This is a genomic window from Kribbella sp. NPDC055110 (genome assembly GCF_053607525.1).
This window is the reverse complement of record NZ_JBSGTS010000047.1, coordinates 1-19,427: the sequence shown is the minus strand read 5'-3', so window position 1 is coordinate 19,427 and position 19,427 is coordinate 1. Positions and strand designations below refer to the sequence as shown.

At 69.0% G+C, this 19,427-nt stretch carries 21 protein-coding genes; 13 read left to right on the top strand and 8 right to left on the bottom strand.

Annotated elements, in window-relative coordinates; all coding sequences use genetic code 11:
• Positions 1-35: 35 nt before the first annotated feature.
• Positions 36-719, bottom strand: a complete 684-nt coding sequence (locus ACWF0M_RS36935) for a FadR/GntR family transcriptional regulator (protein WP_452240419.1) — start codon at positions 717-719, stop codon at positions 36-38.
• The gene (locus tag ACWF0M_RS36930; protein WP_452240418.1) at positions 716-1,831 is read right to left on the bottom strand and encodes an L-talarate/galactarate dehydratase; all 1,116 of its coding nucleotides are present in this window, start codon (positions 1,829-1,831) and stop codon (positions 716-718) included. The genes ACWF0M_RS36935 and ACWF0M_RS36930 overlap by 4 nt, the downstream gene beginning before the upstream one ends.
• A 172-nt stretch (positions 1,832-2,003) precedes the next feature.
• Here ACWF0M_RS36930 and glsA point away from each other — a divergent pair, with 172 nt between their 5' ends.
• Positions 2,004-3,488, top strand: coding sequence for a glutaminase A (gene glsA, locus ACWF0M_RS36925; protein WP_452240417.1), 1,485 nt, complete (start codon positions 2,004-2,006; stop codon positions 3,486-3,488).
• Between the two features lie 87 nt (positions 3,489-3,575).
• Here glsA and glmS read toward each other — a convergent pair whose 3' ends face one another.
• The 3 genes from glmS to nucS form a co-directional block, all read right to left on the bottom strand.
• Positions 3,576-5,396, bottom strand: coding sequence for a glutamine--fructose-6-phosphate transaminase (isomerizing) (glmS, locus tag ACWF0M_RS36920; protein WP_452240416.1), 1,821 nt, complete (start codon positions 5,394-5,396; stop codon positions 3,576-3,578).
• Positions 5,397-5,435: 39 nt separating this feature from the next.
• A complete protein-coding gene (locus tag ACWF0M_RS36915) occupies positions 5,436-5,717 on the bottom strand; it encodes a hypothetical protein (RefSeq protein ID WP_238174750.1) in 282 nt (93 codons plus the stop codon).
• A 78-nt stretch (positions 5,718-5,795) separates the two neighbouring features.
• Positions 5,796-6,455 (bottom strand): endonuclease NucS, encoded by a 660-nt coding sequence (gene nucS / locus ACWF0M_RS36910; RefSeq protein WP_452240415.1) that lies wholly within the window; start codon positions 6,453-6,455, stop codon positions 5,796-5,798.
• A gap of 91 nt (positions 6,456-6,546) precedes the next feature.
• On the opposite strand from nucS, the gene ACWF0M_RS36905 reads away from it, so the two are divergent.
• The 7 genes from ACWF0M_RS36905 (at position 6,547) to ACWF0M_RS36875 (ending at position 11,656) form a co-directional block, all read left to right on the top strand.
• A complete protein-coding gene (locus tag ACWF0M_RS36905) occupies positions 6,547-7,254 on the top strand; it encodes a hypothetical protein (RefSeq protein ID WP_452240414.1) in 708 nt (235 codons plus the stop codon).
• Between the two features lie 18 nt (positions 7,255-7,272).
• Positions 7,273-7,596 carry a hypothetical protein gene (locus ACWF0M_RS36900; protein WP_452240413.1) on the top strand — a complete coding sequence of 108 codons (324 nt, stop codon included), beginning with the start codon at positions 7,273-7,275 and terminating at the stop codon, positions 7,594-7,596.
• Positions 7,593-8,474: a class I SAM-dependent methyltransferase gene (locus ACWF0M_RS36895; protein ID WP_452240412.1), complete on the top strand. Its 882-nt coding sequence runs from the start codon at positions 7,593-7,595 to the stop codon at positions 8,472-8,474. The genes ACWF0M_RS36900 and ACWF0M_RS36895 overlap by 4 nt, the downstream gene beginning before the upstream one ends.
• Positions 8,471-8,926, top strand: coding sequence for an NUDIX hydrolase (locus ACWF0M_RS36890; protein WP_452240411.1), 456 nt, complete (start codon positions 8,471-8,473; stop codon positions 8,924-8,926). The genes ACWF0M_RS36895 and ACWF0M_RS36890 overlap by 4 nt, the downstream gene beginning before the upstream one ends.
• A 75-nt stretch (positions 8,927-9,001) precedes the next feature.
• Positions 9,002-10,780: a 3-hydroxyacyl-CoA dehydrogenase family protein gene (locus ACWF0M_RS36885; RefSeq protein WP_452240410.1), complete on the top strand. Its 1,779-nt coding sequence runs from the start codon at positions 9,002-9,004 to the stop codon at positions 10,778-10,780.
• Between the two features lie 26 nt (positions 10,781-10,806).
• Positions 10,807-11,103, top strand: a complete 297-nt coding sequence (locus tag ACWF0M_RS36880) for a hypothetical protein (protein WP_452240409.1) — start codon at positions 10,807-10,809, stop codon at positions 11,101-11,103.
• 184 nt (positions 11,104-11,287) lie between these two features.
• The gene (locus ACWF0M_RS36875; protein WP_452240408.1) at positions 11,288-11,656 is read left to right on the top strand and encodes a hypothetical protein; all 369 of its coding nucleotides are present in this window, start codon (positions 11,288-11,290) and stop codon (positions 11,654-11,656) included.
• 84 nt (positions 11,657-11,740) lie between these two features.
• Here the strand turns inward: ACWF0M_RS36875 and ACWF0M_RS36870 are convergent, their stop codons facing one another.
• Positions 11,741-12,523 carry a phytanoyl-CoA dioxygenase family protein gene (locus ACWF0M_RS36870; RefSeq protein WP_452240407.1) on the bottom strand — a complete coding sequence of 261 codons (783 nt, stop codon included), beginning with the start codon at positions 12,521-12,523 and terminating at the stop codon, positions 11,741-11,743.
• A 50-nt stretch (positions 12,524-12,573) separates the two neighbouring features.
• Between ACWF0M_RS36870 and ACWF0M_RS36865 the strand changes: the two genes are divergently transcribed.
• From ACWF0M_RS36865 to ACWF0M_RS36850, 4 genes are read left to right on the top strand one after another with little or no spacing between them, the layout of a single operon-like run.
• The gene (locus ACWF0M_RS36865) at positions 12,574-13,371 is read left to right on the top strand and encodes a helix-turn-helix domain-containing protein (protein ID WP_452240406.1); all 798 of its coding nucleotides are present in this window, start codon (positions 12,574-12,576) and stop codon (positions 13,369-13,371) included.
• Positions 13,372-13,381: 10 nt separating this feature from the next.
• Positions 13,382-14,239: an ABC transporter substrate-binding protein gene (locus ACWF0M_RS36860; RefSeq protein ID WP_452240405.1), complete on the top strand. Its 858-nt coding sequence runs from the start codon at positions 13,382-13,384 to the stop codon at positions 14,237-14,239.
• Positions 14,236-15,087 (top strand): amino acid ABC transporter permease, encoded by an 852-nt coding sequence (locus ACWF0M_RS36855; RefSeq protein WP_452240404.1) that lies wholly within the window; start codon positions 14,236-14,238, stop codon positions 15,085-15,087. Before ACWF0M_RS36860 ends, ACWF0M_RS36855 begins: the two co-directional genes overlap by 4 nt.
• Positions 15,084-15,815, top strand: coding sequence for an amino acid ABC transporter ATP-binding protein (locus ACWF0M_RS36850; RefSeq protein ID WP_452240403.1), 732 nt, complete (start codon positions 15,084-15,086; stop codon positions 15,813-15,815). Before ACWF0M_RS36855 ends, ACWF0M_RS36850 begins: the two co-directional genes overlap by 4 nt.
• 296 nt (positions 15,816-16,111) lie before the next feature.
• Here ACWF0M_RS36850 and ACWF0M_RS36845 read toward each other — a convergent pair whose 3' ends face one another.
• Together ACWF0M_RS36845 and ACWF0M_RS36840 are read right to left on the bottom strand one after the other, a co-directional pair.
• Positions 16,112-16,759: a response regulator gene (locus tag ACWF0M_RS36845; RefSeq protein ID WP_452240402.1), complete on the bottom strand. Its 648-nt coding sequence runs from the start codon at positions 16,757-16,759 to the stop codon at positions 16,112-16,114.
• Positions 16,711-18,009 (bottom strand): sensor histidine kinase, encoded by a 1,299-nt coding sequence (locus tag ACWF0M_RS36840; RefSeq protein WP_452240401.1) that lies wholly within the window; start codon positions 18,007-18,009, stop codon positions 16,711-16,713. Before ACWF0M_RS36840 ends, ACWF0M_RS36845 begins: the two co-directional genes overlap by 49 nt.
• 189 nt (positions 18,010-18,198) lie before the next feature.
• Between ACWF0M_RS36840 and ACWF0M_RS36835 the strand changes: the two genes are divergently transcribed.
• Positions 18,199-19,221 carry a fatty acid desaturase family protein gene (locus ACWF0M_RS36835; RefSeq protein WP_452240400.1) on the top strand — a complete coding sequence of 341 codons (1,023 nt, stop codon included), beginning with the start codon at positions 18,199-18,201 and terminating at the stop codon, positions 19,219-19,221.
• Positions 19,222-19,427 lie beyond the last annotated feature (206 nt).

Sequence of the window (19,427 nt, the reverse complement as noted above, 5' to 3'; positions counted from 1 at the left end):
CTGCGGGCGTGCACGAGCTGCACCATGCCGCAACGCTATCCGGGCGTTTGGGTCAGCAATCGGTGCCGGGTGCTCGACAGATGCACCCGCATCGCCGCCCGTGCCGCCTCCGGTTCGGACCGCGCGATCGCGGCGCTGATGTTCTCGTGCTCGTGCACCACGCGGGTCAGATGCTCCGGGTCCGACATCTCGTACGCCGGGTCGAGCCGGGTCCGCGGCAGCATGATCATCATCGGCCCGAGCTCCCCGATCAGGTCGCCGTAGAACCGGTTGCCCGAGGCAACGGTGACCTTGAGGTGGAACGCGAAGTCGGCCTCCACCGACCGCCCCGGATCGTCGCCGACCCGCCGGAAGTCGTCCAGCGCCCGCTCGATCCCCTTCAGCTGATGATCGGTACGCCGTACCGCCGCCAGCCCGGCCGCCTCGCTCTCGACGCCGATCCGGAAGTCCATCAGGTCGAGGACGTCACGGTGCGACCGCACCGCGCGCAGTCCCGGCGTACGCTCCGGGACCTCCAGCACGAACGAACCGCGCCCCTGGAACGTCTCCACCAGCCCGGCCGCCTGCAGCCGCGAGACCGCCTCGCGTACGACGGTCCGGCTGACCCCGAACTCCTCGACCAGACCGTTCTCACCCGGCAGCTTCTCGCCCGGCGCGATCCGGCCACTGAGAATCCGCCGCTTCAGATCGTCGACGATCTGGTCCGCCAGACCGCTCACCGGAACTCGCAGCTGTCGACCGTCCAGCGCGCGCACTGCTCGGTCATCGTGAACCCCAGCCCCGGGCGGTCCGGCACGAGCATCCGCCCGTCGACGGTCTCCAGACGCTCGTTGAACAAGGGATTCAGCCACTCGAAGTGCTCCACCCAGGGCTCGCGCGGGTACGCCGCCGCGAGGTGCAGATGGATCTCCATCGCGAAATGCGGCGCGAGCTGCAGACCGTTGTGGTCGGCAAGCGTCGCGAGCTTGAGGAACGGCGTGATGCCGCCGATCCGGGGCGCGTCGGGCTGGATGATGTCGGCCGCGCGGGCCTCGATCAGCCGCACGTGCTCGCCGACGCTGGACAGCATCTCGCCGGTCGCGATCGGGGTGTCGAGCGCCGCCGCCAGCTCCGCGTGCCCGAGCGCGTCGTACGCGTCCAGCGGCTCCTCGATCCACACCAGATCGAACTGCTCGAGCACCCGGCCGATCCGCAGCGCGGTCGCGCGGTCCCACTGCTGGTTCGCGTCCACCATCAGCGGTACGTCGTCGCCGAGGTGTTCTCGTACGGCGCGAACCCGCTCGAGATCGATCCGGCTGTCGGGCTGGCCGACCTTGATCTTGATGCCGCCGATCCCGTCGGCGAGCGACTTCGACGCGCGCTCCTTCACCTCCTCGATCGGGGCGTGCAGGAAACCGCCGGAGGTGTTGTAGGCGCGGACCGAATCGCGGTGCGCGCCGAGCAGCTTGGCGAGCGGCAGGCCGGCCCGCTTCGCCTTCAGATCCCACAACGCGATGTCGATTGCCGCGATCGCCTGCGTCGCCACCCCGGACCGGCCGACCGACGCACCCGCCCAGAGCAGCTTGTCGTACACCTTTCCGATGTCCGACGGGTCCTCGCCGATCAACCCGGCCGCGACTTCTCGAGCATGCGCGTACTGCGCCGGTCCGCCGGCCCGCTTCGAGTAGCTGAACCCGATCCCGTGCTGATCGTCCGAGGTCGCGATCTCCGCGAACAGGAACACGATCTCGGTCATCGGCCGCTGCCGCCCGGTCAGCACTTTGGCGTCACTGATCGGCTGATCGAGCGGAAGTACGACGGACGAGAGCTTCACGTGGCGGATGCGGTCCATGCGCAGTGATCATACAAGTAGCAAATTTGTCCGACAATGGACTCGTTTGATGCGGACGTAACACCAGGTGACATCCGTGGAAACACGACCGGTACAGGCTGCTGCGCGCCGACAGTGCCGACAGTGTGGTCGTGCGCGCCTGCCTGCCGCCATCTGGGGAAGGAAGCAGCCAATGGACGTTGCGGAGAAGCTGCTCCGGTCGTACGCGACGATCGATGAGGACAACGACCGCCGGATCTGGTCCTGGGAGTTGCTCAGCACACTCGGCCGCGCCGGGATCATGCCGGACGATCTGCGGGTCCGCGCCGCGATGGCCGGTGTTCGCGATGCCGCCGGCCGGGAGGCGATCCGGCCGGACGCCCAACCGGTGCAGATCGACCTCGACGAGTTCGTCAAGATCGCGCAGCACGGCGACGGGGTGATCCAGCGTGCGCTGACCGGTGACCTCGCGGTCGCACCGGGCGAGTTCGAAGAGCTCGCACGCGCCGTACGGCAGATCCACGCCGACCTGCAGGACGAGCGGTCCGGTGCGGTCGCGGACTACATCCCGACGCTGCGGGACGCCGATCCGGAGAAGTTCGGGATCGCGATCTGCACCGCCGACGGGCAGCTGATCTCGATCGGCGACACCGCAGAAGAGTTCAGCGTGCAGTCGACGTCGAAGGCGATCAACTACGGGCTCGCGCTGGAGCAGCACGGCCCGGAGGAGGTGCACCGCTGGATCGGCCAGGAGCAGAGTGGCGGTCCCTTCAACGATCCCTTGCTGTCGCTGGGCCGGGACGGCAGGCCGCACAATCCGATGATCAATGCCGGCGCGATCGCGACGCTCGCACTGATCGACGCCGGCAAGGACCAGTCCGCCCGGTTGACCACCGTCCAGGAAACCTGGAAGGCGATGACCGGCGAGCGGCCGCAGGTGCACGGTGCGACGTTCCTCGCCGAGCGCGACACCGGATTCGGCAACATCGCGTTCGCCAACGCGCTGGCGAAGGCGGGCAAGCTGTACGGCGCCGGTCCGACCGACCGGCGGGCCCCCGAAGACGCCACCGAGTTCTACACGATGGTCTGTTCGCTCACCATGAACGCCGACCGGCTGGCCAAGGCCGGAGCGACGCTCGCGAACGGCGGGGTCGCGCCCGGGAGCGGCCTGCAGGTGTTCTCTCCCCAGACCGCCGCCCGCGTGCTGTCCATGATGGGCCACAGCGGGATGTACAACGACTCCGGACAGTTCTCGAACCAGGTCGGGCTCCCGGCCAAGAGCGGGGTGTCCGGCAACATCATGATGGTGGTGCCGTCGATGCGGATGGCCGTGGTGGTGTTCTCGCCGCGGCTCGACGAGGCCGGCAACTCGGTGCGTGGGGTCGAGGTGTGCAAGCGGCTGGTCAACCAGTTCGGCCTGCACCCGTACGGCGGACTGGGCCCCGACCGCGGCCGGGTCGCCGCGTACCAGATCAGCGGCCACATGAACCAGGCCGACAAGCGGGCCGAGCTGGCGAGCGCCGCCGACCGCGCACTCGGCGGCATGGCGCCGGCCGGGTCGGGCGTCCCGGCGAAGACCGCCGACACCCAGCAGGCCGGGACCGCGGTGAAGACCGCCGACGCCGAGCGCGCCGCGACCACGGGCCGCCGCGCGGCGCAACCCCCGCAGCAGCTCTGATCCCCAGGCCATCACAATCCAACGGCCCCCGCCACGCTGAGCGTGACGGGGGCCGTGGTGTCGCGATTGTGATGGCCTGGCGGTCCGCTACTCGACCGTGACCGACTTCGCCAGGTTGCGCGGCTTGTCCACGTCGTGGCCGAGGGCAACGGCCGCGTAGTACGCGATGATCTGCAGCGGGATCGTCAGCAGGATCGGGTCCAGCTCGGGCTCGTTCTTCGGTACGACGATCTTCGCCGCGACCCCGTCCGGTACGTCGACGCCCGGGTGCGTGACGACGTACAGCGGGCCGGAGCGGGCGCCGATCTCGTGCAGCGCGCCGATGTTGCGGTCCAGCAGCTCGTCGTCGGGGACGATCGCGACACTCGGCACGTCCGGCGAGATCAGCGCGAGCGGGCCGTGCTTCAGCTCGGAGGTCTGGTACGCCTCGGCGTGCCGGTACGAGATCTCCTTCAGCTTCTGCGCACCCTCCCGCGCGACCGGGTACCCGCGGGTCCGGCCGACGAAGAACAGCGACTCGTGCCGCGCGAGGCGGCCGGCGATCTTGGCCAGTTCCTCTTCCTGCGCGACGATCTCGGCGATGTCCGCCGGCAGCTTCTTCAGGCCCTCGATCAGCCGGCGGCCGTCCGCGGGGGAGACGTCCCGGATCCGGCCGAGGTGGATACCGAGCATCGCGAACCCGACGGCCATGTTGGTCAGCGCCTTCGTCGACGCCACCGAGACCTCCGGGCCGGCGTGCAGGTACACGCCGCCGTCGACCTCGCGGGCGATGCTCGAACCGACCGCGTTCACCAGGCCGATGACCCGGCCGCCCTTGCGCTTCAGCTCCTGCACCGCGACCAGGGTGTCCAGGGTCTCACCGGACTGCGACACGGCGACGTACAGGGTGTCCCGCTCGACCACCGGGTTGCGGTACCGGAACTCCGAGGCCGGCTCCGCGTCGGCGGGGATCCGCGCGACCTCCTCGATGAACTGCGCGCCCATCTGACCTGCGTAGTACGCCGAACCGCAGCCGAGGATCTTGACCCGCTTGATCTCGCGCGCCTCGCGGGCGTCCATGTTCAGGCCGCCGAGGTGCACGGTGTGGAAGCGCTCGTCGAGACGACCGCGGATGACCCGGCCGACCGCGTCCGGCTGCTCGTGGATCTCCTTCATCATGAAGTGCTCGTGCAGGCCGCGCTCGAACTCCTCGGCCTCCCACTCGACCGTCTTCGCGGTCTTGGTGGTCGGCGAGGCGTCCTGGGTGAACGTGCGGTACCCGTCGGCGCGGACCGTGGCCAGCTCGCCGTCGTCCAAGTAGACGACCTGGCGGGTGTAGCGGATCAGCGCGGCCGCGTCGGAGGCGATGTGCATCTCGCCGTCGCCGATGCCGAGGATCAGCGGGCTGCCGTTGCGGGCGACCACGATCCGGTCCGGGAAGTCGAGGTCGACCACCGCGATGCCGTAGGTGCCCTCGATCCGGCGCAGCGCGGCCATCACCTTCTCCTCGAGGGTGGCGCCGTCGGCCTGCTCGATCAGGTGCGCGAGCACCTCGGTGTCGGTCTCGGAGCGCAGCTTGACGCCGGCGTCCTCGAGCTGCGCGCGGATCACGCCGGCGTTGTCGAAGATGCCGTTGTGCACGACCGCGATCCGCTCGTTGCCGCTGGCGTGCGGGTGCGCGTTGTCCTTGCTCGGGCCGCCGTGGGTGGCCCACCGGGTGTGGCCGATGCCGAGCTTGCCGCCGAAGCGCTTCGGCAGCGACGCCTCCAGCTCACGGACCCGGCCGGCGTCCTTGTGGATCTTCAGCTCGCTGGACCCCAGTACGGCGACGCCCGCCGAGTCGTAGCCCCGGTACTCGAGCCGGGCCAGTCCGTCCACCAGGATGGGCGCGGCCGGCTTGGTGCCGACGTACCCGACGATTCCGCACATGTAATGGTGCCCCTTCGTAGGCTCGGTTGAGCGGCCCGGTCAGCCGTAGACGATCCGTCGGAGCTGCCGGGCGGAGAGTTCGGGTGAGCGGACCGGCCACTGCCGGAGCTCGGTGCCGAGGCGGGCGAAGATCTCGTCGTTGCGGGCGCCGTAGGTCTGCAGCTCACGGTGCCGGCGCCGGACGTACTCCTCGGTCGTCTCGGTGAAATAGGCCAGTACGTCGGCGACCACGCGCCGCGCGACATCCGCCGACAGTCCGGTCGTGCGGCTGACCTGATCGGCCAGCTCGTCGACCGGCTCCACGGCCGCCTCACTGATCACGCGTCCACCATGCAGTGTTTCCGGGGTCAACGCAAAGCATCTGCCCGAAATCGGGCAAATTCACTGCTTTGTCAGGATCTAAAAGAGGCGGAGTACGTCGGACTCCATGCCGCGGAGGGCGTCGTAGTCGACCGTCAGGCAGTCGAGGCCGCGGTCGGTGGCGAGGAACTGTGCCTGCGGCTTGATCAGCTGGGCGGCGAAGATCCCGCGGACCGGGGCGAGCAGCGGGTCGCGGTTGAGGAGTTCGACGTACCGGGTCAGCTGCTCGACGCCGTCGATCTCGCCGCGGCGCTTGATCTCGACCGCGACGTGCTTGCCGTCGGCGTCGCGGAGCAGCAGGTCGACCGGGCCGATCGCGGTCGGGTACTCCCGGCGTACCAGCGTCCAGCCGTCACCGAACGTCTGGACGTGCTCGGCGAGCAGCTCCTGCAGGTGCGCCTCGACGCCGTCCTTGATCAGGCCGGGGTCGGTCCCGAGCTCGTACGCCGTGTCGTTGTGCACCTCCTCGATGGTGATCCGCAGCTCCTCACCGGCCTTGTTGGTGACGCTCCAGACCCCCTCGTCCTCCGTCAGCTTGCACGGCGGCGACATCCAGTTCAGCGGTTTGTACGACCCGCCGTCGGCGTGGATCAGCACGGACCCGTCCGCCTTCACCATCAGCAACCGAGGCGCCATCGGCAAATGAGCCGTCAGCCGCCCCGAATAGTCAACAGAACACGTAGCAATCACCAAGCGCACGAGAAGGCACCCTACCGGGCGTGGGCCGGGACGGATCGGCGGTGCATCGCTTCGGCGAGGGCCGAACGATTGCGAGCCTACGGTTGCCGTTATGACCGATCACCTTGTCACCGGGCGTACGGCGTACGACGTCCTGCACGATCCGGCGTACATACCGCCACCCGCCACGACGGGTCCGCCGGGAAGCTTGGGCTGGTTGCGGAGCAGCGTTCCGCGGTTCTCGGCCGGGGCAGTGCATGAGCGCCGTCGCGAACTTGTGACGGCGGCGCTGGCGGGCCTGGATCCTGAGTGGCTGCGGCAGCGTGCACAGGAACTCACCCAAACGCTTGGGACTGACGACGTCGCGCGAGAGGCGCCGGTGCGCGCGCTGGCTGAGGCGCTAGGCCTGCCTGGGGTCGACGTGTCCGCGGTGCGCACGGTCGCCTCCGGCTATCTCTCCGGCGTGGCCGGCCCGGAGGCCGACGCCGCCGTCGCGACGCTGGTCGAGTCCTTCGGCGGAGTCGCCGACGAGCCCACCGCGGCGCGGATCAGCCTGTTGGTCCAAGCGTGCGAGGCGACCGCGGCCCTGATCGGCAGAGCAATGCCTGCCATCGGCGATGACGCCGGTGTACTCGTCGAGTCGGTTCTCCGGACGGATCCGCCGGTCCGGTCGACGACGCGGCAGGACGCCGCGGGTGAGACCGTCCGCGTCGACCTGGCCGGCCTGCCGTTCGGGGCCGGTCCGCACACCTGTCCCGGCCGCGAACAAGCGGTGGCCCTCGCGACCGGGGTCTGCGAAGCCCTGTGGGCCGACCGGTGATGGTGGCAAGCTGACTGCATGATGCCGAAGGTGAGTGACGCGGCGGTTGCGGCGTACGACGCTGTCGCGGCCGGGCTCGAAGGCGCCGGAGTGGTTCGGGGCAGCATGTTCGGGATGCCGTGCCTGAAGATCGGTAAGAAGGTGCTCGCCGGTATGTACGGCGACGCGATGACCTTCAAGCTGCCGCCGGAGCCGCGGGAGAAGGCGCTGGCGATCCCCGGCGTCGAGCAGTTCGATCCGGGGATGGGTCGGCCGATGAAGGAGTGGGTAAAGGTCCCGCTCGAGCAGTCGGCCATCTGGCCGGACTATGCCGCCGAGGCCCTGGAGTACGTCGCTCAATGAATCTCATGTGTCCCGCCCGGATCTTGCTGCTGCCTGGTGACGTCCAGGACGCGGTGGTCGGTGAGCGGATCGTGCAGGTGTACGCCGGGTCGTTCGAGGCGGCTGCGGGGGCTCGGTTGGCGGAGGCGCTCGCGGTGCGGCTCACCGTCGTACCCGAGCTGACTCAGCAGCCGGACGCCGAGCTGCGGTCGATCGCGGACCTGCATCGCGGCGAGACCGTTGTAGTCCTCGGGCTCGACCTCGGCCTCAAACTCCCCGCCGTCGTCGAGCACACGGGCGACGGCTGGACGCGGATCGCCTCGGACAACGAGGTCACGCTCGCGACGTACGAACAGGCCGCCGGCAAGTTCCGCGACTCGATCCCCAAGGACCCGAACCGCCTGCTGATCGACCTGCTCGCCGAACGCCTCGCCCCGGGCGCTCGGATCCTCGAACTCGGCAGCGGCACCGGCAAGGACGCGATCGAGCTCGAGAGCCGCGGGTACGTCGTACGCCGTACCGACGCGACCCAGGCGTTCGTCGACATGATGCGATCCGACGGGTACGCCGCTGACCCGTTGAACGCGCTCACGGATGACTTCGGCGGCCCGTACGACGCGGTGTACGCGAGCGCGGTGTTCCTGCACTTCGATCGTGCGCAACTGGCCGACGTACTGCGGAAGGCGGCCCGGGTCGCGCCGATCCTCGCGTTCGCGACCCGGGAGGGCAAGGGCGAGGAGTGGTCGAACCGGCACCTGGACCTGCCGCGGCATTTCGTTCTCTGGCAGGAGGAACCGCTGCGTGAGCTGCTGACCGCGACCGGATGGACGGTCGCGCGGCTGGAGCGTGGCGACTCGAAGATCGGCACCTGGTTTCAGATCCTGGCGACGCGCTCGTGATCCGCGCGGGCGTCGTACTGCTCGGTGAACACGGTCTCGCCGCGATCGAGCGGGTGCGCGACGGGCGGACCTATCACGTGCTGCCCGGCGGTCAGGTCGAGGACGGCGAGAGCCCGGCGGAGGCCGCGCGCCGGGAGGTCCATGAGGAGCTCGGTCTGCTGGTGAAGATCCGGGCTGCGGTCGCGGTCGTGCATTTCGGCGACAGCACGCAGCACTACTTCGTCGCCGATGTGATCGGCGGCGACTTCGGCACCGGGGACGGTCCAGAGCTGGACAGCCCGGCCGATTCGGAGCGGGGGAGCTACCGCGCCGTGTGGCTGCCCGTGACCGACCTCGCCGACTGCGACCTCCGGCCGCGCCCGATCGCCACCGCACTCCAGGGCGCGCCGGACCCGTGGTGGCTGCTCGACGGCTGGAAAGAGACCCCGGTAATCATCGACGAGACCGTGTGAGGTTGACCTCGCCGGTGACGGATCTCATGGGCGGAGCTGTGCAGGATTTGGACCTGGACTGGCATAGTGCACAGCATGGCTCGGGAATTGACGACGGTGGGTGTGGTGGGTCTCGGCACGATGGGCGCCGGGATCGCCGAGGTGTTCGCGCGGAACGGCCTGACGGTCGTCGGCGTCGAGCGTGACGAAGATGCCGTCGAGCGCGGCCGCGGGCACATCCAGCACTCGACGGACCGGGCCGTGAAGCGCGGCAAGCTGTCCGTCGAGGACCAGCAGGCGCTGTTCGACCGGGTCACGTTCGCCACCTCGCTGGAGGCACTCGCGGACTGCGATCTGGTGATCGAGGCCGTCGTCGAGCGGCTCGAGCTGAAGCGCGAGATCTTCGCCGCGCTGGACAAGATCGTCCGCGACGACGCGATCCTGGCGACCAACACCTCCTCGCTGTCGGTCACCGAGATCTCCGTCGCCACCCAGCGCCCGCGGCGCGTGGTCGGCATGCACTTCTTCAACCCGGCGCCGGTGCAGGAGTTCGTCGAGGTGATCAAGACCGTCATCACCGAGCCGGACGTGGTCGACGACGTGCAGGCGCTGGCCCGCCGGCTCGACAAGGTCCCGGTGGTCGCGGCGGACCGAGCCGGCTTCATCGCCAACGCGCTGCTGTTCGGGTACCTGAACCACGCGGTCTCCATGGTGGAATCCCGCTACGCCACGCGTGAGGACGTCGACGCGGCGATGCGGCTCGGCTGCGGGTACCCGATGGGTCCCTTGGCGCTGCTCGACCTGATCGGCCTCGACACGGCGTACGAGATTCTCGACACGATGTACAAGCAGGGCCGCAACCGGCTGCACGCACCGGCCCCGATCCTCAAGCAGATGGTCACCGCGGGCCTGCTCGGCCGCAAGACCGGGCGCGGCTTCTACACCTACGAGTCGGCGGACTCGCCGGTCGTGGTCGACGACGAGCACACCCCGCACCGCAACGGTGACGAGATCGCCGTCCGCACGGTCAAGCAGGTCGGCGTCGTCGGCTCCGGCACGATGGCGGTCGGCATCGTCGAGGTGCTCGCCAAGGCCGGGTACGACGTGTTGTACGTCGCCCGCGGTACCGAAAAGGTCGACCGGGTCCGCGGCGTGCTGGAGCGCTCGCTGGAGAAGGGCGTCCAGCGCGGCAAGCTGTCCGCGGAAGAGCGGGACGCGGCGCTGCGCCGGGTGACCGGTACGGCGAAGCTCGACGACCTGGCGTCGGTGGATCTCGTGATCGAGGCCGTGGTCGAGGAGCTCAGCGTCAAGCAGGCGCTGTTCGAGACGTTCGACGAGATCTGCAAGCCGGGCGCGATCCTGGCGACCACGACCTCTTCGCTTCCTGTGATCGATCTCGCGATGGCGACGAAGCGGCCTGCCGACGTGGTCGGGCTGCACTTCTTCAACCCGGCGCCGGTGATGCAGCTCGTCGAGGTCGTCAGCACGGTGAGCACGTCCACCGAGGTCGCCGACACGGTCGCCGCCGTGGCCGTTGCCGCCGGCAAGCATCCGGTGCGCTGCGGCGACCGGGCCGGCTTCATCGTGAACGCGCTGCTGTTCCCCTACCTGAACGACGCCGTCCGGATGCTCGAGGCGCACTACGCCGGCGTCGACGACATCGACGCCGCGATGAAGCTCGGCTGCCGCCTCCCGATGGGCCCGTTCGCCCTCCTCGACGTGGTCGGCCTGGACGTCTCCCTCGCCATCCAGCGCACCCTGTACCTGGAGTTCCGCGAGCCCGGCTTCGCCCCCGCCCCGCTGTTGGAGCACCTCGTCACCGCCGGCTACCTCGGCCGCAAAACCGGCCGCGGCTTCCGCGACTACTCCAGCTGATCGGAACGTCTCGCTAGTCTGGCCCCATGCCGGACGAGCACGGGAAGCACATCACCGAGGCGCTGAGTGGGCGGTTCGTCGCGCCGTTGTCAGATGAGGAGCGGGTCGAGCACGAGCGGGCGCGCGTCCTCCTCCGGGCGGTGCTGTCGGCGTACAACGGGCTGATCGCCTCCGAGACCGACGAAGACCGTCGACGCGAGCTCGAGGCGGAGCGTGCGGTGCACACCGAGCGGTTCCGGCGGTTCGCGGCGCTGTCGGCCGAGGAGCGGGCCGAGGTGTCGCGTACCTACCCCGAGCTGCTGAGCCGCCTTCGCGCCGAATGATCGACCTGACACTCACCCCGGCCGAGTCCGAACAGCTGACCGCCCGGCGGATCGACGAGATCACGCCGTCCCGGCGACCCGTCCGCGGTCCTGGCATCCAGCCACTGGCCGTGGTGATCGGTGGGCAGCCCGGTGCGGCGAAGTCGACAGTCCAGGAGAGAACCACCGCCTGCCGGACGGCTCGTTGGAGCGCGAGCCCGGAGCACGCGAGGCGATCGTTGCCGAGCGCAACCGCCCGCCGACGCCGGCCGAGCAGCAGCGGTTCGTGGGTACGGCGCGGGCGTTGCGGCAGCGTGGTGACGAGCTGGAGCCCGCAGTCGACGACCTTGTCCGCGAGGCAATGCGGAAGCAAGTCGACCGCCCGGCACCGCTGCCCCCGCAAGCGCGGCCGGACCCGTCCCGGCAACTCGACGTACGACTCGCGGAGCTGCAACGGGTGACGGGCGCAGGAGTCGCGCCGGCCGGCGGCATCCAGGCACCGAGCGCGGGGAACGCAGTAGGTCGACCGGATCCCGCGCCTCCGAAGGCCCCCGACCGCACCCGAGATTACTGACCCACGAAGCGGGGAAACCTGCTGGTCAATCCAGGTGCGCAGACTTCCCCAGCCAACGGCAGCGTGTGCGCTGGTCCGGCGGGTTCACGGCTCCATTTCGGCGTAGTCGCCGCAGGGGCCGCCGCCGAGGGCTTCGGGGAGGACTGTTTCGCGGCGGTCGGGGTGGACCAGGGGGTTGTAGAAGGCGGCGATCTCGACGCTGTCCTCGGGGATGTAGTGGAAGATCAGTGAGCGCCGGAAGCGGTCGTCGGTGGAGTTCGGGCGGGAGCCGTGGACGACGCTGCCGTGGAAGAAGAGGACGTCGCCGGCCCGCATCTTGGTCTGGATCTTGCTGAGGCCGTCGGGGACCGGGACCTCGGCGTTGGTGAAGGACTCAGTCAGATCGGCCGGCTCCGGGCAGACCAATTCGGTCTTGTGCGAGCCCGGAACGACCGCCAGACCGCCGTTGTCCGCGTCCACGTCGTCGACCGCGATCCAGGCCGCGAGGCAGGTCTCCGGGTCGGCGCGCAGGAACGTGTTGTCCTGGTGCAGCGCCTGCCCGCGGGCGCCCGGCGGCTTGAAGTAGAACATCGACTGGGCGCCGAGCGCGGGACCGATCAGCGCCTGGACGACATCGAGGATCCGGTCGTCGAGCATCAGTTCCATCGCGACCTTCCCGGCCTCGGTGTCGCCCGCCCGGTGCGGGTGCACGAACCGCGGGTACTTCGCCAGCGGATCGTCGTCCGGTACGCCGTCGTCGATCGCGAGCGAGTGGTCGACCGCGACCTGCTCCATGAAGACTGTTCTGATCCGCTCGACCTCGGCCGGTTCGAGCAACTGGGGCACCTGGACGATGCCGTCCCGCTGGTAGATGTCCACAACTGTCATGAGTCCAGGATCTGTGCCGGGAGGTTTTCAAGGCGATAGCCTATCGAGCTGTGAACCTTCGATATCCTGCTGAGTCGCCGCATCCGGTGGTGCGCCGGCTGGTGACCGGTGAGTTCGACGAAGGCCCTGAGTACGCGACGTATCGGCGGCAAGGAACGACCGACTGGCTGCTGGTGCAGACCCTCGACGGCCAGGGACGATTCGGTCAGGTCGCGGCTGCGCCGGGCAGCGTCACACTGGTCCGCCCGCGGACCCTGCATGACTACGCCACGGTCGGCGACCGCTGGCATTTCCGGTACGCGCACCTGCACCCGAAGCCGGACTGGCTGCCGCTGCTGGACTGGCCGGAGGTTGCTCCCGGCATCGTTCAGCTGCATCCCGCCGGACCGACCTTCGAGCGCATCGCCGACCACCTGCGTGACGCCGTACGGCATCAGCACAGCGTCCTGCCGCAGGCCGAGCAGCTCAGCGCCAACTCGCTGGAGGCGGCGCTGCTGTGGTGCGACACCCAGAACCCGAAGGCCGTGCAGATCGACGACCGCCTGCTGCGCGCGATCGAGCTGATCGATCAGGACCTGACCGCGAGCCTCGACGTACCGCGGCTGGCGCGTGCCGTGAATCTGTCGGTGTCACGCTTCGCGCACCTGTTCCGCGAGCAGCTCGGCGTCAGCCCGCAACAGTTCGTCGAGCGCCGCCGGCTGGACGCTGCGGCCCGGCTCCTGGAGCTCACGAGCCGGTCGGTCGCGTCGGTCGCCGCGCAGGTCGGGTACGCCGACCCGCTCTATTTCGCGACCCGCTTCCGTCTGCACAGTGGATCAAGCCCCACGGCGTACCGTCGCAGGTCTTAGAGTTCTGCCCATGAGAACGCGCGCTGTTGTGGTGGGGCTGGCGGTACTGGCGACTGTGGGGCTGGGGGCGTGTGCGCCGGAGGAGAGCCCGTCCGGGGCCTCGACGCCGTCGGGGGCGGATGCCTGTGCGAAGGACAAGCTGGCGGTGAAGACGGCCGGCACGCTGACGGTCGGCACCGACAAGCCGGCGTACGAACCGTGGTTCAGCGGCAACGACCCGAGCAACGGCAAGGGGTACGAGTCGGCGGTCACCTACGCGGTGGCGAAGAAGCTCGGATTCGAGCAGGCCTCGGTGAAGTGGCAGACGGTGCAGTTCAACACCGCGTTCGCGCCCGGTCCGAAGGCGTTCGACCTGGACGTCAACCAGGTGTCGATCTCCGAGGAGCGCCGCAAGGCCGTCGACTTCTCCTCCGGGTACTACGACGTACGGCAGACAGTGATCACCACGGCCGGCAGCAAGATCGCGAACGCCAAGTCCGTCGCCGACCTCGCCGACGCGAAGCTCGGGGCTCAGGTCGGTACGACGAGTTACACCGCGCTGCGCGACCAGGTGAAGCCCAAGCAGAAGCCGGCCGTGTTCGACACCAACGACCTGGCCGTGCAGGCGCTCAAGAACAAGCAGATCGACGGCATCGTCGTGGACCTGCCGACCGCGTTCTACATGACCGCGGCGCAGCTCGACAACGGCAAGATCGTCGGGCAGCTGCCGGCCGGCGGGCAGGCGGAGCAGTTCGGGTTCGTGCTCGAGAAGAACTCGAAGCTGACCAGCTGTGTCACGCAGGCGGTCGACGCGCTCAAATCCGACGGCACCCTGGCGAACCTGCAGAAGCAGTACCTGACCGAGTCCGGCGCGCCCGAACTCTCGTGAGTACCTGGCAACCATCGGCGTTGCAGCGCGAGCGGATCGCATATCGGCGTCGGCAGGCGCGGCGATCGACGGTGATCGCAGTGGTCAGCTCGGTGATCCTGCTCGTGCTGGTTGTCGTGGGCATCGGTTCCACGCCGGGCTGGCCGCGGGTCCGGGCGACGTTCTTCGACGTCCACCGCGGCTGGCAGGCGTTACCGGTCGTTGCCGACGGCCTCTGGCTGAACGTCCGCGTGATGCTGATCTGTGCGGTGCTGATCGTCGCGTTCGGGCTGACGCTGGCGATCATGCGGACGTTGCGGGGGCCGATCTTCTTCCCGCTGCGAGTGTTCGCGGCCGCCTACACCGACGTGTTCCGCGGTCTGCCCTTGCTGCTGGTCATCTTCCTGCTCGGCTTCGGCGTACCGGCACTGCAGTTGCGCGGGTTGCCGAACCAGGCGGTGATCTGGGGCGGCGCGGCCCTCGTCCTGACGTACTCGTCGTACGTCGCCGAGGTGTTCCGCGCCGGGATCGAGTCGGTGCATCCCTCGCAGCGGGCGGCGGCGCGGTCGCTCGGGCTGACCTATCGGCAGACGTTGCGCTTCGTCGTCCTTCCCCAGGCGGTACGGCGGGTGCTGCCGCCGCTGCTGAACGACTTCGTGAGTCTGCAGAAGGACTCCGGGCTGATCGCAGTGCTCGGCGTCATCGACGCGATCCGGGCCGCGCAACTCGAGACGGCCGAGGACTTCAACTTCACGCCGTACGTCGTCGCCGGGCTGCTGTTCGTCGCGCTGACGATCCCGTTGACGCGGTTGACCGATTACGTCGCGCGACGGCAGGGCTGGTACGGCGCGGGCGGGGGACCGGTATGAGTCTGCTCAGTCTCCGCGGGGTGCGGAAGGCGTACGGCGAGAACGTCGTACTGGACGGAATGGATCTGGACGTCGCGGCGGGGGAGTGCGTCGTACTGATCGGTGCCTCGGGATCCGGGAAGTCGACGCTGCTGCGGTGCGTGAACCTGCTGGAGACGGTCGACGACGGCGTGATCGAGCTGGCCGGCGCGGACATCACGGATCCGCGGGTCGATGCGGACAAGGTGCGGTCCGGGATCGGGATCGTGTTCCAGGCGTACAACCTGTTCCCGCACCTGACCGTGCTGGACAACATCACGCTGGCGCCGATCCGCGTGCACCGGGTGCCGAAGGACGTGGCGCGGACCCGGGCGTTGGAGATGCTGCAGCGGGTCGGCCTCGCGGACAAGGCGGCGGCCAAGCCGGACGAGCTGTCGGGCGGTCAGCAACAGCGCGCCGCGATCGCCCGCGCGATGGTGAACTCGCCGCAGCTGATGCTGCTCGACGAGGTCACGTCGGCGCTCGATCCCGAACTCGTCGGCGAGGTCCTCGACCTGCTCCGCGAGCTGAAGTCCGAGGGGATGACGATGCTCGTCTGCACCCACGAGATGGCCTTCGCCCGCGAGGTCGCCGACCAGGTCTGCTTCCTGCACCAGGGCCGCCCACTCGAGCTCGGCCCACCCGCCGAGGTCCTGGACGCCCCCCGCGAGCCCCGGACTCGCGAGTTCCTCCGCCGGATTCGTACCTAGCCTGAATCCGTGGACGTCAATTGGTTGCTGAGGGCACCGGTAGCAGGGTCCTCGCGGTGGGGTAATGAATCGTCACCCAGTGGCGAGAAGTTTCCCTGCTTCGGCGATCGATCGATGCGAGCGCCCTAGTCGACACCGGTGAGCGCGTGCGACGCATGGTCCGGGGAGTTCTACCCACCTGGAGTGGCCAGCAGAACTCCCCACACGAGCAAGCCGGCAGCGGCGCCGGCTTCCCGGAGAGAACTGGACCGCCAGCGGGGCCTATCGCGTACTGCGGACGGCTCGGCCGCGGCCCGTCAGCGGGACGACAGGTAGGTGAGGACTGCCATTACGCGGCGGTTGTCGTCCTCGGACGGGGGCAGGTCGAGCTTCGAGAAGATGTTGTTGGTGTGTTTGCTGACGGCCTTCTCGGTGACGAACAGGGCGGCGGCGATCGCGGCGTTCGAGCGGCCTTCGGCCATCAGGCCGAGGACCTCGGACTCGCGCGGCGTGAGCCGGCTGATCGGTTCGTCGCGGGTGTTCCGGGCCAGTAGCTGACCGATCACGTCCGGGTCCATCGCGGTCCCGCCGGCCGCGACCCGGCGTACCGAGTCGAGGAACTCGGCCACGTTGGAGACCCGGTCCTTCAGCAGGTACCCGACCGCGCCCTCGCCGCCGGTGAGGAGCTCGCGCGCGTAGAGCTGCTCGACGTACTGCGAGAGCACCAGGATCGGCAGGCCCGGGACCTGACGGCGGGCCTCGATCGCGGCCTTCAGACCCTCGTCGGTGAATGTGGGCGGCAGCCGTACGTCGACCACTGCGACGTCGGGCCGGTGCTCCACGAGTGCAGGCACCAGCCGGGGCCCGTTGTCGACCGCTTCGACGACCTCGAAGTCGTGCGCCTCCAGCAGGCGGATCAGGCCGTCCCGGAGGAGGGCGTGGTCTTCAGCGATGAGGACTCGCAAGGCAGCTCCATGATCACGGTGGTCGGCCCGGCGCTCGGGCTCACCACGGTCAACGTACCGTCGAAGGCGGCCAGCCGCCGCTCGATACCGTACAGACCGCCACCGGGCCTGATCACGGCACCGCCGATGCCGTCGTCGCCGACGATCATGTGCAGCTTCTCGTCCTCATGGGTGATCTGGATCCAGGCGGTGGTCGCGGCCGAGTACTTGACCGCGTTGGCGAGGCATTCGGCCACCGCGAAGTACGCCGCGGACTCGACCGGCGCGGGCGGGCGGCCCGGTACGTCGTACGTCACGTCGACCTTGAACGGGCAGGACATCGCCAGCGCCCTGACCGCACCGTCCAGACCGCGGTCGGCCAGCACCGGCGGGTGGATCCCGCGGACCAGGTCGCGCAGCTCGGACAGCGCCGTACTCGCGGACTCGCGGGCTTCCGTCAACAGCGCAGCGGCCTGCGCCGGGTCGCGCGCCACCATCTCCTCGGCCATGCCGAGGTTCATGCTGAGCGCGGCCAGCCGGGCCTGGGCGCCGTCGTGCAGGTCGCGCTCGATCCGGCGCAGCTCTGCCGCCTGGGTGTCGACGGTCTCGGCTCGGGACTCGGCCAGCTCGCGGACCCGCATCGCCAGCTTCGCGCTCTCGGTCGGGCCGAGCAGCGAGCGAGCGACGTACGCGTTCGCCTTCAGCAGCCGCTCGCCGGCGGCCTGCCAGATCATGAACGCGAGCAGCGCGACCGGCATCAGCAGGAAGCTGGTCCAGAAGTTCACTGTGAACAGCCCGCCGAACGGCTCGGTGAACACGCCCTCCGGCGTGACGCCGACGAGCAGCGGGTAGACCAGGTAGAACAATGTGGCCAGGAAGAGTACGGCGCTCAGCAGGCACAGCGTGAATCCGATGACCGCGTTCACCAGCAGCCAGATGATGTCCCGCCAGGTCTGCGGATCGGTCAGGATCGTCCGCAGGCGCATCAGCATGCCGGGCATCGGAGGCTGCTTGTACGGGCGCGGGATCCGCTCACCGAGGAAACCGGCCAGCAGCGTGCGGTGGCAGTTCGCGAACCAGCGGGCGGCCGGCACGACCACGAGCAGCAACGGAATCCCGACCCATACGGCGATCAGCGGGACGGACACCACGCTGAGCACGAACAGGGCGATCCCCAGCTCGGCCAGGATCGCGAGGAACAGCGCGATCCACGGCTGCGCAAGCTTCGGGTAGCGCATCGGCGGCGCTTCGGTGGTGGCGACGGTGCTCATGTCTCCATCATGACTCAGCGTGTACTCAGGCGCGGTGGAGTTAACTCCCCTCCCGCAGAAGGGCTGTCACCCCCCGGTATTTGGGTAGTAACTCTCATGCTTTTGGAGGTTAGGGCGATGAGGCTTGATGCATTACGCTGGCCGCGGCTGTACGCCTAGGCCTTCCCCCGCTACCGAGACGAGGACCTGATGGCACAGCCTGTCGCGTCACCTGCTGCTACCCGCTGTTCCGATTTCTCCCCGCTGTTACGGGAAATCAAGGCCGCCGGCCTGCTGGAACGCCGTACGGCGGCGTACGCGATGGCGATCGGTATCAACGTGGTTCTGCTCGGCCTGACCTGGGCGGCCGTCGCGGTGATCGGCAGCTCGTGGTGGGCGCTGCTGCTGGCGCTCCCGATGGGGATCCTGACCACCCGCGCGGCGTTCTTCGGGCACGACGCCGGGCACCAGCAGATCGCCAGCTCGCGCAAGCTGCACGACTGGATCGGGATGCTGCACGGCAACCTCGTGCTCGGCATGAGCTACGCCTGGTGGAACGACAAGCACAACCGGCACCACGCCAACCCGAACCACACCGACAAGGACCCGGACGTCGGCGAGGGCGTACTGGTCTGGACCCTCGAGCAGGCCTCCGGCCGCAAGGGCGTCGAAGGCTGGCTGACCCGCAACCAGGCGCGGATCTTCTTCCCGCTGCTCACGCTGGAGGGCTTCAACCTCAAGGTGTCGAGCATCCGCTTCCTGCTCGCGCGCCGGCGTACGGAGAAGGTCGAGCTCGGTCTGATGGCCGCGCACCTCGTGCTGTACTTCACTGCGCTGTTCCTGATCATGTCGCCGGGCCAGGCGGTCGTCTTCGCGGTCGTCCACCACATGATCTTCGGGCTGCACCTCGGCAGCGTGTTCGCGCCGAACCACAAGGGCATGGAGATGCCCGACGACGACACCAACTGGGGCCACCTGGAGAAGCAGGTGCTCACCTCACGCAACGTGAACGGCGGTCTGGTCACCGACTGGATGATGGGCGGGCTGAACTACCAGATCGAGCACCACCTCTTCCCGAGCATGCCGCGCGCCAACCTCCGGTTCGCCCAGCCGATGGTGCGCCAGTACTGCGAACAGATCGGAATGCCCTACGTTTCAACGAGTCTGATCGAGTCGTACCGCATGGGCTTGCGCCACATGCACGACGTCGGCGAGGAACTCCGCGCGAGCTGATCCACCTCCTGCCGGAGTGACCTGGCTCATACGGATAGCCTGGAAGAGCTATGTCGCGCAGAAGGCCTTCCAAGTGGCAGCGGGCGGGGAGTGTCCGGCCCCGGGGCGGTGGGTACCAGAGCCCGGGGGCGGAGGCCGCCGGCGCCGGGTACCTCCCGCGGGGGTGCGGGTGCCCGGCCCCGAAGTCGGAACCCCGCCCCGGCGGC

Excerpts from the sequence above, each read along its gene's own strand:
- glmS (WP_452240416.1), bottom strand. The coding sequence starts at position 5,396 with ATGTGCGGAATCGTCGGGTACGTCGGCACCAAGCCGGCCGCGCCCATC.
- glsA (WP_452240417.1), top strand. The coding sequence starts at position 2,004 with ATGGACGTTGCGGAGAAGCTGCTCCGGTCGTACGCGACGATCGATGAG.
- ACWF0M_RS36835 (WP_452240400.1), top strand. The coding sequence starts at position 18,199 with ATGGCACAGCCTGTCGCGTCACCTGCTGCTACCCGCTGTTCCGATTTC.
- ACWF0M_RS36850 (WP_452240403.1), top strand. The coding sequence starts at position 15,084 with ATGAGTCTGCTCAGTCTCCGCGGGGTGCGGAAGGCGTACGGCGAGAAC.
- ACWF0M_RS36870 (WP_452240407.1), bottom strand. The coding sequence starts at position 12,523 with ATGACAGTTGTGGACATCTACCAGCGGGACGGCATCGTCCAGGTGCCC.
- ACWF0M_RS36930 (WP_452240418.1), bottom strand. The coding sequence starts at position 1,831 with ATGGACCGCATCCGCCACGTGAAGCTCTCGTCCGTCGTACTTCCGCTC.
- ACWF0M_RS36905 (WP_452240414.1), top strand. The coding sequence starts at position 6,547 with ATGACCGATCACCTTGTCACCGGGCGTACGGCGTACGACGTCCTGCAC.
- ACWF0M_RS36860 (WP_452240405.1), top strand. The coding sequence starts at position 13,382 with ATGAGAACGCGCGCTGTTGTGGTGGGGCTGGCGGTACTGGCGACTGTG.
- ACWF0M_RS36900 (WP_452240413.1), top strand. The coding sequence starts at position 7,273 with ATGATGCCGAAGGTGAGTGACGCGGCGGTTGCGGCGTACGACGCTGTC.
- ACWF0M_RS36880 (WP_452240409.1), top strand. The coding sequence starts at position 10,807 with ATGCCGGACGAGCACGGGAAGCACATCACCGAGGCGCTGAGTGGGCGG.
- ACWF0M_RS36885 (WP_452240410.1), top strand. The coding sequence starts at position 9,002 with ATGGCTCGGGAATTGACGACGGTGGGTGTGGTGGGTCTCGGCACGATG.
- ACWF0M_RS36895 (WP_452240412.1), top strand. The coding sequence starts at position 7,593 with ATGAATCTCATGTGTCCCGCCCGGATCTTGCTGCTGCCTGGTGACGTC.
- ACWF0M_RS36840 (WP_452240401.1), bottom strand. The coding sequence starts at position 18,009 with ATGAGCACCGTCGCCACCACCGAAGCGCCGCCGATGCGCTACCCGAAG.